General features: G+C 51.2%; 16 protein-coding genes. 14 read left to right on the top strand and 2 right to left on the bottom strand.

The window, feature by feature from the left end; genetic code table 11:
- Nucleotides 1–74: 74 nt before the first annotated feature.
- A complete protein-coding gene (locus tag AV929_RS20915; protein WP_064289252.1) occupies nucleotides 75–497 on the top strand; it encodes a hypothetical protein in 423 nt (140 codons plus the stop codon).
- 201 nt (nucleotides 498–698) lie between these two features.
- Here the strand turns inward: AV929_RS20915 and AV929_RS20910 are convergent, their stop codons facing one another.
- Nucleotides 699–1,436: a hypothetical protein gene (locus AV929_RS20910; protein WP_064289251.1), complete on the bottom strand. Its 738-nt coding sequence runs from the start codon at nucleotides 1,434–1,436 to the stop codon at nucleotides 699–701.
- A 102-nt stretch (nucleotides 1,437–1,538) separates the two neighbouring features.
- Between AV929_RS20910 and AV929_RS20905 the strand changes: the two genes are divergently transcribed.
- From AV929_RS20905 to AV929_RS20845, 13 genes are all read left to right on the top strand, one after another.
- Nucleotides 1,539–1,724, top strand: a complete 186-nt coding sequence (locus AV929_RS20905; RefSeq protein WP_064289250.1) for a DUF192 domain-containing protein — start codon at nucleotides 1,539–1,541, stop codon at nucleotides 1,722–1,724.
- A gap of 384 nt (nucleotides 1,725–2,108) precedes the next feature.
- On the top strand, nucleotides 2,109–2,522 hold the full coding sequence (locus AV929_RS20900) for a hypothetical protein (protein WP_064289249.1): 414 nt from the start codon (nucleotides 2,109–2,111) through the stop codon (nucleotides 2,520–2,522).
- A gap of 130 nt (nucleotides 2,523–2,652) precedes the next feature.
- Nucleotides 2,653–4,923, top strand: coding sequence for a DEAD/DEAH box helicase (locus tag AV929_RS20895; protein WP_064289248.1), 2,271 nt, complete (start codon nucleotides 2,653–2,655; stop codon nucleotides 4,921–4,923).
- Nucleotides 4,924–5,068: 145 nt separating this feature from the next.
- The gene (locus tag AV929_RS20890) at nucleotides 5,069–5,281 is read left to right on the top strand and encodes a hypothetical protein (RefSeq protein WP_064289247.1); all 213 of its coding nucleotides are present in this window, start codon (nucleotides 5,069–5,071) and stop codon (nucleotides 5,279–5,281) included.
- A gap of 176 nt (nucleotides 5,282–5,457) precedes the next feature.
- Nucleotides 5,458–6,108, top strand: coding sequence for a hypothetical protein (locus AV929_RS20885; RefSeq protein ID WP_230458931.1), 651 nt, complete (start codon nucleotides 5,458–5,460; stop codon nucleotides 6,106–6,108).
- 104 nt (nucleotides 6,109–6,212) lie between these two features.
- A complete protein-coding gene (locus AV929_RS20880; RefSeq protein WP_064289245.1) occupies nucleotides 6,213–7,031 on the top strand; it encodes a hypothetical protein in 819 nt (272 codons plus the stop codon).
- A 2-nt stretch (nucleotides 7,032–7,033) separates the two neighbouring features.
- On the top strand, nucleotides 7,034–7,402 hold the full coding sequence (locus AV929_RS20875; protein ID WP_064289244.1) for a hypothetical protein: 369 nt from the start codon (nucleotides 7,034–7,036) through the stop codon (nucleotides 7,400–7,402).
- A 79-nt stretch (nucleotides 7,403–7,481) separates the two neighbouring features.
- Nucleotides 7,482–7,916, top strand: coding sequence for a hypothetical protein (locus tag AV929_RS20870; protein WP_064289243.1), 435 nt, complete (start codon nucleotides 7,482–7,484; stop codon nucleotides 7,914–7,916).
- Nucleotides 7,917–7,932: 16 nt separating this feature from the next.
- The gene (locus AV929_RS20865; RefSeq protein ID WP_064289242.1) at nucleotides 7,933–8,298 is read left to right on the top strand and encodes a hypothetical protein; all 366 of its coding nucleotides are present in this window, start codon (nucleotides 7,933–7,935) and stop codon (nucleotides 8,296–8,298) included.
- Nucleotides 8,299–8,396: 98 nt separating this feature from the next.
- Nucleotides 8,397–9,182: a hypothetical protein gene (locus AV929_RS20860; protein WP_064289241.1), complete on the top strand. Its 786-nt coding sequence runs from the start codon at nucleotides 8,397–8,399 to the stop codon at nucleotides 9,180–9,182.
- Nucleotides 9,179–9,619: a hypothetical protein gene (locus AV929_RS22100; protein WP_155120798.1), complete on the top strand. Its 441-nt coding sequence runs from the start codon at nucleotides 9,179–9,181 to the stop codon at nucleotides 9,617–9,619. Before AV929_RS20860 ends, AV929_RS22100 begins: the two co-directional genes overlap by 4 nt.
- Nucleotides 9,620–9,718: 99 nt before the next feature.
- Nucleotides 9,719–10,075 carry a hypothetical protein gene (locus AV929_RS20850; RefSeq protein ID WP_080510122.1) on the top strand — a complete coding sequence of 119 codons (357 nt, stop codon included), beginning with the start codon at nucleotides 9,719–9,721 and terminating at the stop codon, nucleotides 10,073–10,075.
- Nucleotides 10,075–11,094 carry an A24 family peptidase gene (locus AV929_RS20845; protein WP_064289239.1) on the top strand — a complete coding sequence of 340 codons (1,020 nt, stop codon included), beginning with the start codon at nucleotides 10,075–10,077 and terminating at the stop codon, nucleotides 11,092–11,094. The genes AV929_RS20850 and AV929_RS20845 overlap by 1 nt, the downstream gene beginning before the upstream one ends.
- Before the next feature lie 73 nt (nucleotides 11,095–11,167).
- Here AV929_RS20845 and AV929_RS20840 read toward each other — a convergent pair whose 3' ends face one another.
- Complete coding sequence (locus tag AV929_RS20840) at nucleotides 11,168–16,594, bottom strand: CARDB domain-containing protein (protein ID WP_196220014.1); 5,427 nt, start codon at nucleotides 16,592–16,594, stop codon at nucleotides 11,168–11,170.
- Nucleotides 16,595–16,607 lie beyond the last annotated feature (13 nt).

Below are 16,607 nucleotides of genomic sequence, written 5' to 3'. Positions count from 1 at the left end.
ATACAACGGTCTCCCACTCTGTAGACACCATCTCGACAAAACTGACATCTACGACTATCCTCGCATCAGATAGTATGCCGTCAGGATTTTATTACCACACCGAAGAATTCGACACTGACGAATTCGCCGGCAAGTGCTCCGACCGTTTGGAGGACCTCCCGCAAAATCCGGATGATGTTGCCCTGCGAACGAAGAAAGCAGTCGATCCACAGGACTTCTTCGACTCAAATCTCACAGCGGACTGGAAAGCAGCGAACTACGGAGACAATATCGTCGAATTCGATGTTCCGTACACCGAACTGAACGACGAGAGCAGAGAACGGGAAATGGAAGTTCTGTCCACCAGTTACGGTCAGTTCTTCATTGTCGAGTTAGACGTTCATGCCGACAGCGAACAGCACAAATGTAGTGCCCTTATCGAGATCCGTGGCCGTGCGCGGGAAGGCAAAACCGAATTCTTCATTCAAGAGCTTATCAGCGGTGAAGCAGGCGTTTAACCAAGCAGGTTCCGAGCATCCGGAGCATGAAAGTGTCTGAACCGACATTATCGCGGGCACGCGGGCATATGTTCAGGACCACCACCCCCGACTATGCGCTCGTGTTTCCGTTCAGCGACGTAGGTTGACACTCTTTACATATCAGTAATTGGTAATACAGTTTCTTTATTCGTATGTGATTTGAAATCAACAGGGTAGTATTCACTCAATTTTTATCTTGTCGTCTCCGATATCTGAGATAGCTTCAGAGAGTCTCATCAACTGTTTATTAGCTTCATTCGCCTCTATCATCCAGTCCGGCAGTTCGCTACTTAGTTTTTCTCTGAGGAGTTTTATTTGTTCTCTGTGGTTCCAGTCCCCAATTTTGTTCTTCAGACGTTCACCGGTTTCAGCGGCAGACCTTGCTGTGTCCTGTTCTAATTCTCTTCCAACACTTTGTTCAATGGTCTTAACTTGCTCCTCGATACGGGCACGAGGGATACGGAGTGTTTGAACCTTCCCAAGTGTTGCAGCCGTTGTTTCTGGAAGCCACCCGTAAATGATTGAGCTAGAGGTGGACATTTCGACATCCACCGATGGCCACTCGTCGTCTAGGTAGGCTACATCAAAGTACCATTCAAGATGCTTCTTCTCTGTTTCAGACAATCCAGACACATCTATTATTATATACTCCCAATCAGAAGTGGGGAATGTCAATGAAGGATTGTCTTCAAATTCGATGTGCGTGGTCGTAAGCTCTGTGATTGAGGTATCGATGCCGATTGATTCTGAGTCTCCAATGACAAGAGTGGCAGAAGGATTATCAAATGTCCAAGCGGGTAGCAACGCTCTAACTGCTTCTTCAAAAGAGGAAAAGTCGTTTTCATCTCGGTATTGCTCTAAGGCCATTTTCACTTCGTCTCCGTTAGCTTCACTAAACTTAATCTCTGGACGTACCATACCCAATAATGTATGACAGAACCTAATAAATTTGTAGGACACTGCTGATACAGTGATTTCCTCCCCAAACTGAATAAAATAACCGTATTACCAACTACTGATATGCTGCTCGTTCCTTTCTCACTCGACGCTGTCTACGTGATCGATGGGGCAGTAGAGAAAGTATCCACGATGAGGCCGATGGTCGGCTTCTCCCTTGGAAAAGCCGATGCAATAATCGAACTCCCCGCTGGAGAATACGACATCTCTGAGGGAGACAAAGTGCGAAGTGGCATGAGCGGTACCTGAGCACAGACAGGTCTCTGGAAGACTACACTCCCAGCAAATTCAGAGGCCCCATTATCGGCTACCGTCATACACTACTCTCAAGAATCACCGTATAAGGGGAGAGGGTCGGTGATTCTTTTGGTGCTACAGTGAACAGCCATTCGCTTATTACACGATTCTTTCCTCTATTTCCGGCGTCACGTACGCGGAAACGCACCGACCATATGAGTCGGCACCTAAGCGATTTTGGCGTTCGCCCAACACGCAATTTAATCAATGACGGTAGCAATAAAATAGTTTTTGGCCGATCCACCGCGATTCAGTCCGAACTACTACAGTCTCAAAGACGATCTGAGGTACATCTTTAGTTCTCCGCCACAGAAAGGGTAGTATCGAGAGCAAAATATGATCCCTTGTATCCCTGAACACATTGGCGAAGCCCGTTGTCCCGAGTGCGGAGAGAACCACAAAGAGTACGGCGCTCTCCCAAACCGTGCCTTGTCCCCTATTGACTTAGACGATATTCTTGGAATCGACTCCGTCGATTCGTTGATGCCGATTTTCAAGGTCCAAGGAAAGGACGAAGAAGGGTACTATATGCAGGTAGTGCCCGCACTCGTCATCGTTTCAGGTGATACTGTTCGGATCGTTTGGTTCAACCCGAATACCGACAACGGGTGGATCAATGTTCGAACAGAAACAGACGTCGAAAAGCCAGAGTTGCTTGCAGAAGAGCTCGGCCTGACCCTTCGTGAAAGCGCAATGCAGGAGGCCGAAATTGAGGGGATGAAAGTCATAAAAGATAGATCTGCAGCCTGAGTAACTGTGGGGTTTTTCCCCTTCCTATGAGAAGTGAAGGAATATAGGTAGGTTCGCTGAATCACCAGCCGAACTTGACCGCGTAAGAAGCCAGCTAGGACACAGCAAGATACCGCATTCCAGACCAGCTATGATACACCCACCGGACCTCAACATCTCGCCAGAAAACAAAGCAATTCTCGCTGAACTGATGGACGCCCACGGCTACGAGGGACTGAAAAAGACACAAGCATTCGCCTTCGAGAACGGCATCCTCAACGACGGAAACGACCTGCTCATCGCAGAAACAGGGAACGGAAAGACCCTCACTGCAGAAGGTGTCGTCAAGAAACACCTCAACCAAGGAAACCGAGTCGCGTACCTCGTCCCATCAGTTCAGTTGGTGTGGGCAAAGAAAGAATCCCTCCAAGAATGGGCCGGAGACTACTCTGTCTACTCTGGCCACGGGAAGTACCGCACCGCAGATATCGCGGTAGGCACGTTCGACTCGTTCTACCAAGCAATTCTCCAAGGCGCAGAAGGCGCGCGGTCGCTCGATGCCATCATTCTTGACGACTTCCACGAACTCTACTCAGACTTCAGAGGGACGGCGATTGAATTGAGCATTTCAGCCGCACTCTACGAGGATATCGACATCTACGGCATCTCTGCGACCCTCGGGAATCCTGACGAGCTTGGGAAGTGGATGAACGCTGACCCACACATCAGTCCGGAAGACCGCCAAGTTCCCATCAAGGAACACGCCGTCGACAGCAGTACCAGCTCAACGAAAGAGAAGATAATCGACGTGATCAAGCAGAATCCGAACAAAGGTCCGTATCTCGTATTCTGCTTCGCAAAGTCATGGACGGAATCTCGAGCGAAAGGAATCGCAGAATCCAACCTGTTCGATGGTCCATCTGACCGAAATCTCCGTAAGGAACTCTCCGACCGCGTCGACGGGATGCTAACTGAGACTCATCGTGAGATCCTCAAAATGCTCCAAGCAGGCGTTGCCTATATCCACGCCGACCTACCTGGAAGCGTCAAGCAGTATATTCTCGAACTGTATGAAGAGGGCGAACTACAAGCACTCACAACGACCACGAGTCTGGCATACGGTTTCGACAGCCCAGTCCAGTCAGTTATAGTTGCAGACATCACTCGCCGTGGTGAATACGTGGGCGTATACGAATATGTGCAGTGGGCAGGACGTGCCGCCCGCCCTCGTTTTGACTACCCGTGTGGACACTGTTTCGTCTTGACCGACAGTCCAGACGAGACTGCAGAGCGCTTCTTCACCCCCCACCGTGAACTTGAGGACGTTCAGACGCACATCGACGACGAAAGCGAGTTCCGATGGCTGGTTCTGGAACTTATCGCAAACGGTTGGTCGTCGACATACGAACTAGAGGACTTCATCGAGCACACATTGTACTACGAGCAGATGAACGAGGAGTCAGCGTGGGGGCAGAGTCCGAAGCCGAAAGACGAACGGTTGAAAGAGCGCCTAGAAGAGACAACACAGTGGCTGGCCGACGAAGGATTCATTGATGAGAGCGACACATGGGATGCATTCAACACCACAGCACTCGGTGAAGGCGCTGTCGGGTTTAAGTATAACTCATTTGTCGACGCAAGTCTCATCAGCATCAAGAGTTTCTACAACTGGGTAGAAGAGACAGACCACGAGGACATTCGGCAACTAGACTATCTCCACCGAACCATCGCAAACTTCGATGTGCAACTCGCAGCCAGTACCGTCGACGGGCCGCTAGAATCGGTCATCAGAAACCACGGATACGATCTCAACGAACCCGGCATCACAGCAGGAGTCATCCGCTGGTACTGGATGCGGAACTACTCAACCGAAGAAATCGAAGAACAGACCGGTATCGACCCGACTTACCTACCAGGGCTTGCGAGCAAGTTGAGCGATACGCTCATGGCAACCAAATATGTGGTCAAAGCAGCACCAAACGCGCGCCTTCCGGAGTGGCACGAGAGTCTCGTATATCGTGCAGACAAGGGCGTCTGTGAAGATGCCGTCCCAGTCGTATCCGAAATCAACGCGATGGGGCGCGCTCGTATTCGGTTCCTCCGGACGTATCTCGAACAGATGTCCCGACAGACGCTCGACATTTCCCCCGATTCTGACCTTTGGGAGCTTCTCGCCGCCTTCCGAGAGCATTGTGGCAACGAGGGCAAATTTGAGGACGTGCTCAAAGAACAAGTCGCGATGGTCGGAAAAGTGACCGCTCGCAACATCAACTCGTTCATCGAAGATGCGAATATCTCCGAGACAGACCTTTCAACCGAAGAAGAGCACGCACTATCGGTAGATGCTACGAGTGGGGCTCGGACATCTGATAAAAGTTTATCCCCCGAATCAACGCGGCCAACCAGTCTCAGAGACTTCTAACCGCATCGTTTCCTACGAAATGCCATCCTGCTAGAAGTGTGGGTTTCTACCTCTCAAAGCCAGTTGAGAGAAGGACTTCGGTGAGAATGCACATCGATACTAGGGTGCGACCATCAAGCCGTTCACCACTCTCCTCAGCCAAGTTATGATCGATATATCAGAGCTCAGGGTTGGAAACACCCTCGTTGGGAAGAAATACGGAAAAGAATGGAAAGTAGCGGGAACCGTCACTGACATCGAAACAGGTGAGCGAGTTGGTGTCTTGGTCAACGACGGGTTAGAGGGCTCCATTCGGACAGACGCCTTTGACCAAGATGATCTCACAGAATTTCAAAAGAAACACAGAGACGACAAATGAGCAGCGAATCAGCCACTAAACCGAACAACTCCAATCTCCCGTATGGGCTAGATGGATGGCCAACTTCCCATGCCGGGTGGGTACAGGTAGAGTCTCACGAGTCCAGCCTGATAGAGTATTGGCGACGCGGCAGCACACACATCAGCGGTCAATACGAGCGGCTTTCCGTATCAGAATTGAGCGACGGAGACCTCCGACTGCATCGACAAAGCTTCGACCAGTTTGGACATCCACTCAGCGGACAGACACTTTCCGAACAGCCTCCAGAGCGAATCGACTGGATCTGGAAACAAGCTCAAGACAATATGGAGGAGTGGCCTGCACTCGGAGAGTTCGATAGCAAGCCAGAAATTCCGTCGCAGGTCGGTTCGTGGAACCTCATCTCTCTAAAACACGAAGGGAACGCCCAAGACTTGCGCTGGGAAATCGGCTTCGGTGAGGCGACACTTATCCTAGAGGAGTTGCGGATTGAGTCGTACTACAGCCACACGAAACGGCCACACGAACTTCGGTATCAGGAACCGAATGCGGACCCAGAGGTCATTGTGAGTGAGGTTCCGCAAACAAGTGCTTTCGAGATAGCAGTGAATACTATGTACCAACTGCCTGAGCCAGTCAACCGCCTTCATGACCATCGTGAGCAGTTGCAGAAAGTCAAGGGTATCGGGCCAGCAAAATCCGCGTCCCTGCTTCGGCTGGGGATTACTTCTATCTCTGCACTCAAAGGCCACTTTGGATACGATCCCCCCGTGAACCATCATCACTCAGTCGCTGTCAACAAGATCCTCACAGGAACGATTAAGAACGCCCTCACCACTGGAGAGTGAAAAGTCGATACTATCAGTCGTTGCTAATACGGCCTTCTTATTCAGAGAAACTATAATTTCATAAACTCCATCAGAGATTTTTACTCTCCCTGAAGAGGTGAGAGATGGTTCTGATAGAAGAAGGTCAGCAGTTTCAAACGACATTCATAGAGGAATCAGCATTCGAAAGCGGCTTCGAGAAATACGTTAAGCAGGAACACGACGTCGAAGTCGGTGAAAGAATCGAACAGCCAGATTCTGTACCGACGACAGAGCCCGAGAGATGCATCAACCTAGCAAAAAGGTGTTTACTAGCAGGCGGAAACCGGACGGGATTCACGCACCACACTGAGGTATCGGCGTCTCTGCGGAAGTGCGAAATCGACAGAATCGACAGAAGCATCGTAAGGACACTCAGACCTTCTGAGATTCGCTTCGGTCGGTTCCGTGGCGATAGAGAAGAGAAACTGACGAAGGCAAAAACCGTTCTGGCCTGGGCCTCAGCAGAGATCGATCTGCGTGTCCTGAAAGACATCGAACGCGAACAAGAAGAGCGTATCACAAAAGAGTGGGACACTGCTGTCGAGTCAGCAGAAAAAGAAGCAGCAGCCCGCCAGCTCCGCAGCAACCCGCCCAAGACTCTTAACGGGTGGAAGCGATTCGACGCCACTCACGATGATGTGAAGACCGCGTACAGGGGAGTAGTCCACGGAACTCCCGTCATCGCTGCAGTCTACGATACATCCGAGGGTATGAAAGCCAAGGAGTGGCTGGTGGACCACTGGTCAGAGAACGAGTGTTCTCCCCATGAGACACCCCCCAACCGCCACCTATCTGTCGGACAAAACAGCGATCCATACAAAACCCTGATCTCGCACTTGCGAATGTTCGACGTGGAGGCTGCCAATACGGGCGAAAGCTTTAATCCCCTCCGTGCGGCGTGAATATGGGCCAGAGAACCACTCTACCAGAGGAAAACAGGCAGTCAAGTGGCGGTCAGATAGCCGAGTCTGAAGATACAATGCCACACCAGACAGAGGATGAAATCATCGATGACATCCTCAAGTATCTTCGCAAGCACGAATCCGTCTGCATCCAGACGGAACGTCAATCGGGTCTCGGTTGGATACGGAAACACAACCGCGGCTGGCGGCATGTTAAACAAACAAGCCAAGGTGAGCTTTCATCCACCATCATGAAAGAGGAGATGGTCAGGGCGATACTAAAGGCGAATTACTACCAACTCATCCCAACCACCCAAGCCGGAACAGAATCTGAGAAACGTGTTTGGACCGCAGTTGAGGACAGCGAGTAACGACGGTCAAGTGGCACCGTAGCTCACAGAAGAGGAGTGAATTTTTACTCCCGAACAGAGGGTAGAGGATTCGATAGAAATGATAATCGATACAGGCGATATCGGCTGGAACACTCGCGCAATGGCAATGCCGGACTACCAAGATGGGATTGCTCCCTCGACTGCTTCCCCCATCGTTCGAGAGTTTGGCGAATGCCCCGAGTGTGGGGCCGACGTCGACCCAGAGGTGGCGGACGCACTCTACCAGGATAGAGACGTTATGTGGGAGAACGACCGAAATCACAAGTCGAGCCCGCACGTCTGTCCAGAGTGCGAAACTGAAGTCCGGATCTTCGTCGAAGAGAAGGCCTTTGGCATCATCGGAGAGTCGCAACTGCCGTCAGATGCTGACACATGTGAAAACGTCTACTTCATCCCCGTCAAGGACTCCAGCAACTATCTCGTTATCAACACTCACCAATTCTGTCTCACTGAAGCCACACCTCGAAAGTCCCAGTCACAGGCAGTTAACTAGTAATACAACGCCACAAATGGAATCTACTACTCAATCAGACGATCATAACTCGGATGGCGATGCACCGGGCGCAGTCTACATACTCCCTGGAGAAGACGATCAGGTCTACGTTCTCAAAGGTAGTCAAGCAGATGAAGACAGGGAACTCACCGCAAAAATCGTCACCGACCTCCGGTCAGTCATCAAAGAAGCGTCCAGTCCCTCGAGGAAGATCAGATGTGCTCTATCGTCTCACAGAGGAGATCGGGCACACATCAGTATCGTAGGGGAGTTCCCCGGTCTGAACCACGGATTCGGGAAGAATACTCGGTTCTCAGAAATCTTCTTCGCCCACGACAGTGCTGAGCCCCCGGATAGTGCCATCGAAATTGTCCTCCCTTGAAGTGATTAGCGAGGTCCAGAAGCACGGTTTTCATCCAGATGATATCGAGCGTACTCTCCGAAGCGGATTATTTGTATTCTCCTACATGTGGTGAGAGTATGTCTACAGAAACATTAGTGTCGACTCAACCAGCCACATTCCAGCATAGCCCTTCAAACGGAGAGTGTAACTGTCCAATACACCGGAACCAGACGAGCCCTCCGTTTACCGCACCGCTCGGTCTTCCATTTAGTAACAACGTCTCGATCAAGCCGATTTCCCAGAAAAAAGCTGAGGAGGTATACGAAGCACATCACGGGTATATGGACGGAGATCTCCACCCTGCGAATCTCGCCCACCACGGCCTTTATTACCAGGACTTACTCGGCGCAATCACGTACCGATATCCGTTTTTCAGCAAGAAGAAACTATATTTCAACAGTGACGACGAACTCAAGCCGAAACCATACACCGAACGTGATTTTGAAGGACTCCCCGACAATATCGAACCGCGCGCCCGCTCTCTTGTCTCAGGTGTGGACGGCAGCAGTATCGATCATACAGAAGTCCTCTCCGGCGACAAGTTCGTCGAGGCAAACCGGATTTGTATCGGTGAGCGGATGCCGAATCTAGCCAGCTGCTCGCTCGCTCAATCACAGGAATTCTTCGTCGAATCGTCTGATTGCCCCGCAGGTATCGAGTATCTTATCACGTATGTCGTCGCGAATTTCGAAGGGTCGATGATAAAAGCGCTTCGCGGGAAAGGATGGACATGCATCGGGTGGAGTGAACCCAGTCAGGCAGGAAATCGAGAGCACAAAACGATTCGCGACCAGTACAAATGGGTCTTCGCGTGTCCTGTGAGCAAGGTCTACGAACAGATGGGACTCAGTGAGTGGAAATGACACCTGATACGAACCAACCACAAGCAAAGTTCCCGGACGATACACCAGCCGACCTGTCCGAGTGTACGGCTGTTTCATACGACAACCATGTCTTTCACCGTCTGCACCGGACTTGTGGTGGAGAACCATATGGCGGCGCTGTATGGTATGGTGAATCCGAACTCGTCCGCGTAATGAGGTATCAGGATTCGTGGGCTGTCGAAGTACCACCTCTCGAACGGGAGTCTGTTGACGGTGAAGATGGCAGCAGAGAGCGGATACGCATCATCGAGTATGAGATGGATGCTGAGTACGGACTCGGACAGATGGAGGCCTACCAGCTTGCAGACGCCTATATGAGGGGCGAGGAAGACCTATCGGATGGCGATTGGTTTGTTCAAGACGGCCAAGAAGAAGCTGGAGGCCAGCAGACCTTAGATGATATCGTCGCCCAGTAGGTTTTCAGTGGGTGTAACCTTCGGTACAAGGTTGGAAGCGTAAAGTGCGTTCTTACTTAACTTTTTAATGCATTCCGTTAGTTTGTTTGGTAAGATACGATGATCGACGACCCACCACCAGCACCCGACCAAATCCCGCAGTACATCGTTGAAGGGCTGCATCGTCAGGATCTCCAGAGTTTGGCAACGATTGAGGAGTACACTAAAACCCTACAAGACTTCATCGAAGAACAAGATGATACCCCTATTGAAGAAGACGAACTCGCAAGCAAGAACGAGAAGATCGTCGACACGGACGAGAAGGGTGGTTGGACGTACGTAAAAAAGAAGGTCCCTTGTGGGAAAGACTGCAAAGGATGTCCTCATGGGCCGTATATGTACCGCGTGAAGCGAGAGAATGGCAAGCTGAAGTGGGACTATCCTAAAGACCATCCCATGAACAGCAATGACGACTGATGATCAGTGCAAGCCCAGATTTCTTACGGTTACTCTCGGTCCCACTGCTCGCGTGGGCGGCCTGGAGTGATTATCAAGTCCGCCGTGTCGAGTCACGAATCTGGCCAATCCTCATCGCGATTGGAGGGATAGCTGCAATCTGGCAGATCACCCAAATAGCACCCATCAATTCACCCGAAGATGCATACATGCACCGTCGGCTAGTCGGTGTTCCCGTTGGGATGGCACTCATCAGCGCATTCCTAGTCAGCGAGAACGCTATCGGCGGAGCAGACGCAAAAGCATTATTTTCGCTTGGACTTCTCTTTCCGGCGATCCACCAGTACACGATCCCGGTCCTCGGGATTGAACTGCCACTTATCCAAGGAATGACCGGATCGCTCGCCGTCACTATTGTGATGAACGGATTTGTATTCGGAGCGTTCTACCCGCTACAAATGTGGGTCAAAAACCTGTCCCGTGGAGAGCGGAAAAAAGAGTTGTTCTTCTCAAAGCCAGTAGCAGTCTCCGACCTTACAGAAACAGTAGGGAAGCTCATCATCAACCGAGAGACAGACGACGAGTTTGTAGTCGACGCCGATGCAATTAGAATGTATCTTCGGTGGCGGGGTGAGACAATCCAGACACTCAGAGCAAGAGGCGAAAGTCTCCGGTCCCCAGAGACTATCGCAGAGACCTACGAAATCGGTACGGGCGCGATCAAACCGAATACTAATTGCTTCAAGTCTCTTCCCCCCATAGACGAAACTAGTCCATCTGAGCGGACTATTTTAGCCACAGAAGGGGGGTCAGTAGAAGATACATGGGGGGTTGAGCGGTTCGTCGATGAGGTCGATCACAACATCTACGAAACGACTGCTGATGAGCTTCGCGCAATCCTCAACTACCTCTGTGACCATGATGAAGTACACGTACAGCCGGCGTATCCACTCATCGTCCCGATCTTCCTTGGTCTACTCGCTGCGCTTACTATTGGTGACATAGTCGTTCTATGGATGTATCTCATCGTCTCACCCTAGTGTCACCACAAACTCTCTGCACCACCCTACAGGGCGAATCAGTTAACTAAGAACAAGGCACTACTGACGCAACTTATTCGACTTTGAACGAGACTGTATCCACCGACCCTTCTGGTGCGTACACGGTTTGGACATTAACCTCTGCAGTATACGTCCCCGTACCGACAGTCACTCCTGGCGCACACGACATTTCCGTCTTCCAACACCGTTCGTCGATCAATTGGCTATAACTGACTGTCGTCGACTCGCCGGGAGCGAGTGAGTCTATTTCCAACGTCTTGTGGGTGACGCGGTCGCCATCTTGGTTGTACATGCGGACTTCAGCCGTCGTCTGGTTACTCTGCAAATCCCCAGCATTAGTTACCGTTACATTGACATCGGTCCGATGGTTCAGTTCGACATCTTCTACTGTGATATCGGCCCGAAGGTCTGAGGAGAGGACTTGAATTGTGTCTGTATCCCCTGCTCCAACTGGGAACTCCTCATCGCGGACATTCAATTGAACAGTATATTTTCCGTCATCTGGAGGAGTCATCTTCACCCTCTTATCCGTATTGGAGCCGGCATTGAGAGCGCGTATGTCGACCTCGTGTGTTTCGACAACTTCCTCGTTAGGGTTCATTAGCGCTACCGTAGCTGTTGTCGCCTCGGCTTTGTCATTCCCGACGTTCTGAACGGACACCGTAACAGCCGTCTCTGATTCGACAGGAGTCGAATCATTCCGGAACGAAACGCTCCCGTGGAGATTCCCATGAGAGACCGTGATGTCGTCTGTCTCAGCATAGTTCCCGTCAGGGAATTTGCTATCATCGACTCTTGCACCGACCGAATGCACCCCTGGTCGGGTGAAGTGGATAGAGACCGTTGTTTCATATGTCGCACCAGATGCGACTTCTGGGAGGGAAATCGTCTGTTGGCTGAGGATGTTCCCAAAGTTGTCGTAGAGGTAGACCCTCGTCGTCGTTTCTTGACTCGAACCGGGGCCATTGTTCGTTATATTAACATCGACAGTGGTCTCATTGCTCTCGACAACGGATGCCGACGGTGTCACATCCACAGCCAGATCCGGCCACCGAATACTAAACTCATCCGAGTCAGTCGTCCCCGACGGACGGCCTTGGTCTTCAACATCGACTGTCACAGTGTAACTTCCGGCCTCACTCGTAGTGAACTCCAAGTGCCGGCGGGTATCACGACCTCCCCGGATAGAATCAGTCGAGATATTCCACTCCTGAACAACCATTCCGCTATCATCAACGACTTCGACTGTTGTGTCTACGGGGTCACTACCCGCTGTACCATCGTTGGCAATTGTGACGTTAATAGTTGTCTTATTCGTCGTTGTGACGTCCGAGGAGGACACAAAACCTTTCAAGTTCACGTATTCAGTCTGGAAGCCATTCCGAGCCACGCTACCGGTGGTGTCATCTTTCGCGTTCACATCAATTTTAGCAACGTATCGGCCGGGGCTCTCAAGCGTGACATTGGAAAACAAGTTAGTTTGGTCCTCGCCGGGTTGCAGGCTTCGGACATCAACGGTAGTCCGGTTAATTACCCGCCCAGCATCGTTCTCGATAGTCACTGTCGCGGTGGTATTCTCGCTAACCGCCCCGCCGTAGTTCGCGACTTGAGTGGAGATATCCACGTTTTGTCCCTCTCCAATATCTCTTGCTGTGATATTGGCTCGGAGGTCCCCGCCGCGAACGTAGAAGGCGGTCTTGGAAACGTTTCCTCTCGGAACTCGAGAGTCATCAACTTTCACTTCAGCTATGTAACGCCCCGGCTCGTCGAGAACCCGTGCAAGCGGGGTATTGGTCTGTTTGTCACTCGGCTGCAATCTCCCAACAGGATACTGGGTCGTTTCGAGAACCTCTCCGTTATCGGTCTTCAGCGTCACAGTCGCTGTGGTCTCGTCGCTCAGGACCTCGCCAGCGTTTACGACTGTCGTGTTCACGTAAGCTGTCTCACCATTACTAATGTTCGAAACATGGATTCCCGTTCGGTGATCGGGGACAGCAGTGACGATCTCCTCGGAGTAATCGACGTTCCCATCGGGGAATTCGTTATCGTGAAGCTCAATCTTCGCCGTGTACGTTCCGACTTCCGGGAACTTCACAGAAACCGGATTGGAATCGGTTTCACCCGATGCCAATTCATCGACGTCGATCTGCTTTCTATCGACGCGACGATTATCTGAATCGTACACTGTTACCGTAGCATACGTTACGCCGCTCCGCCCTGGACCAACGTTGCCAATAGTCGCGTTCAATTTGGTTTCAAATCCGTCAACCGTCGTCTCTGATGCATTGATTGTCCCCTGGAGATTTGACCAAGTAATGTGATAATTTGTGTGATACGTCTGTCCGTCAAGTGAGGCTTCAGCTCTATGCACACCCGCTCGGTCGTGGTTCACCTCGAAGCGACGGATTGTGCTCTGATCCGCCTGAAGTCTACCTACATCAAGTGTTCTTTCTGTCACAATTTTTCCTGCTGGGTCAACGATATCAACGTTGACAGAGGTGGGCTCACTCAGACCGGTCCCATGGTTTGTCACATCAATTGACATCTGGTTATCGTCCGAATGTGACACGTTCGACGCACTCACCTCGACGCCAAGATTCTGATAGACCACATTAAACTCATCTGTATCTTTCGTTCCAGTAGTAGCTAACTCGGCATCAGCATCCATCGACACTTGATAGGTTCCGGGTTCGTTAAGCGTGGAACTGACAGGGTTCGTAGAGTAGCTTTCACCGGGGGACAAGCCGGGCACTTCAATCTCTGCCTGTTCAATGAGTGTACCATCGGGGTTCGTGAGGTTTACTTGAGCCGTTGTTGGCTCTGCGTAGTCCGTCCCTTTGTTCCGGATTTCTGTTGTGATATCAGCCTGTTCTCCCTTCTTGATCGTATTACCAGTCACGTCCGTACGAAGGTCAGGACCAATCCCAGCGACAGTGGCCGAGTCCGTCGTACCTGCAGAGAACTCGGGGTAGTGGGCGTCCACATTCACATGGTACGTGCCTGTCTTTTCAGTAACCACCGTGAATTCGCGGGCGGTCGATTGACCAACAGATAGGTTTTCGACATCCACATTCCACGATTTTACGACATCGCCACTCGGACCTACCACTTCTACGTCAGCAGTCGTCGCTTCAGACTTGTTGTTCCCCGCATTCCAGATGTCAACTGTGAAGTTTGTGTTCGTCCCGACACGCGACGTAGATTCGGTCTCAGAAACCTCGGCACGCACATCCCCGTGAATGATCTGGAACTCAGTCTGGTCGATGTTCCCCTCTGGGAAGAGGTCGTCCTCAACATCAAGAGTCGCAGTGTAGGTTCCGGGCGCTCGATACGTGTTCGTAATCTCTGTCACTGAGTCTTCTTCGGGATCAAGTTCGGCAAGCGTAATCGTCTCTCGGTGGACTTTATTTCCATTTTCGTCCGTGATGACAAGCTCAGCTGGAGATGCTTCGCTGAAGGCTGTTCCATTGTTGTATATTCGGGCGTCAAACGAGGTCGTGTTTTCGTAGACCGTCCGACCCTCAGATAGGTCAGACCGGAGATCAGCGTACGTGATGGTGATAGTTTTGTTGTCATAGTTGTCCCACCCAGGGCCGCGCTGAAGCATCTCCTGCTCATCGAGATTCGTAGCAGCAATCAGATTCACATCTCCGACTACACGATTTTCGCGGAATGAGGTGAACTTAGTAATCGGGTATTCGCGCCACTGTCCGCCATCAAGTTGCTCAATGAGCAATTTATCTGAGGGGGTGCGTTCATCACCACCATACAACGTCCCTTCAGAGGCCACCGTGAGATTGAACGTATCAACAGTCTCCGTTTCACCGATATTATAGATACGAACATCTGCATCCACACCGTTCCGAAGAATAAACTCATCATCCTCAGTCATCAGCTCAACCACGAGGTACGGGTCAGGGACTGGTTGAAGGCCAGCAGTTACAGAATCCAACTTGCTATTCTTGCCCTTAATCTCCACCGTCGTTGCATTAGTGACTGAGATTTCAAATCGGCGATTCGAAATGATATCTTTCTCAGCAACGAGTTCGTCTCCATCGTAAATGCGAACAGTCATTTCGTCGTCAGTTTTCACCTCCACAAATCCTTCTTCATGCTCAGTTCCCGTCAAATCAAACTGCTTGGAAATTGTACCGTGAATTTCTAATTCACACCCCTGCCCTGCCGATGAATCAACAGGTATCGCCGTTCCAGACTTCGCTTCCCAGTCTTCAGTAGTGCAGGCTGAGAAGTCGTCTTGCTCGTGAAACGGTCGTCCTGCAAGGTTCTCCGAGAGCGTGTCACCGGCATCAGCCGTCCCCGTGGTAAGCCATGCTGAGGCTGTAACTAATGCCGGCATGAGGAAGACAACAAGGAGGATGATCGATCCTGCGCTAAGATACTCGTGACCACCTATTGAAGGGAACCACGATGACCGAGCAAATAACAGCATCATCACCGCACCAAGTGCTATGACGAAAATCCCCAGCATCAAGTAAGACGTAGTCTGAAACGAGAGAAAGTTCAGAAGAACCGTCTCAACAGGGTCTTTCGACGCTGCAAGTTCTTCGATAACTGGATGATAGCGTGCGCCACTGAACAATTGACCTGTTGGGAGTTGAACTGGCGGGGCCACTCGAGTGAGGGACCCCTCTGGGTTACTAAGTCCAGTTGCTAACCACGAGATCGCGTGCAAAATTGGGACTATCGTGATTGAGCCACCTAATCCGAGCGCTGCTCGATACAAATGTTCTTGCTTATTTCCAATGTCATACCGGAATGGCCAGTGGATGAGTAAATAACTCACACTGAGGAAGGTCATAGCCGAGATGAGAATGAACGAAATGCTGACCTGATACGTCTGGAACAACATGCCAAGACCGGACACCAGACCGTCTATTCCCTGTGCGGCCTCTGGTCCAATCAGTCGCTCCTCGAAAGATGTCCCGAATACACCGTCAGCTGGGAGTGCCTCAGGCGTCTTCTGAGTATCAGTCGCCACCCAGACCACGGTGTACAGAAGTGGGAGAAACACTGTCACGACACCCACTGCGATTCCCACGCGGCGGATATACCGAGACTGTACATCCGCGATAATCTCTGTCGGCCACTTCGTTGTGTAGTAAATCACAACGAGAGAAAGCAAGGCAACAACCCCAAGCGTCGTCCAAGAGAGGAAATATGCCTGGAAGAGGTCGATGAGAATACCTAAAAATTGGTCCAACCCCCGTGAGGAAGGGTTCGGTCCGATGATCCGTTCTTCAAGAGGCGTTCCAAACACACCGCCAGCTGGCAGGTCAGGGCCAGCAGAAGTTGTCCCCTTTGCGATCCACATTGCCGCATACAAAATCGGGAATATCGCGGACGCTACGAGAAGAGCGGTACTGGATCGGTGGAGACGCTTCCTCTTACTCTGCGTCCCGTAGCTCGTCGGGCCTCGTAAGCGGTAGAGGATGACCAATACAATGATAGAATAGGCCAAGAAGGATGTGACA

The organism is Haloarcula sp. K1, from assembly GCF_001647155.1.
GTDB classification, from domain to species: domain Archaea; phylum Halobacteriota; class Halobacteria; order Halobacteriales; family Haloarculaceae; genus Haloarcula; species Haloarcula hispanica.
This window is presented reverse-complemented; position numbering and strand designations above follow the sequence as displayed.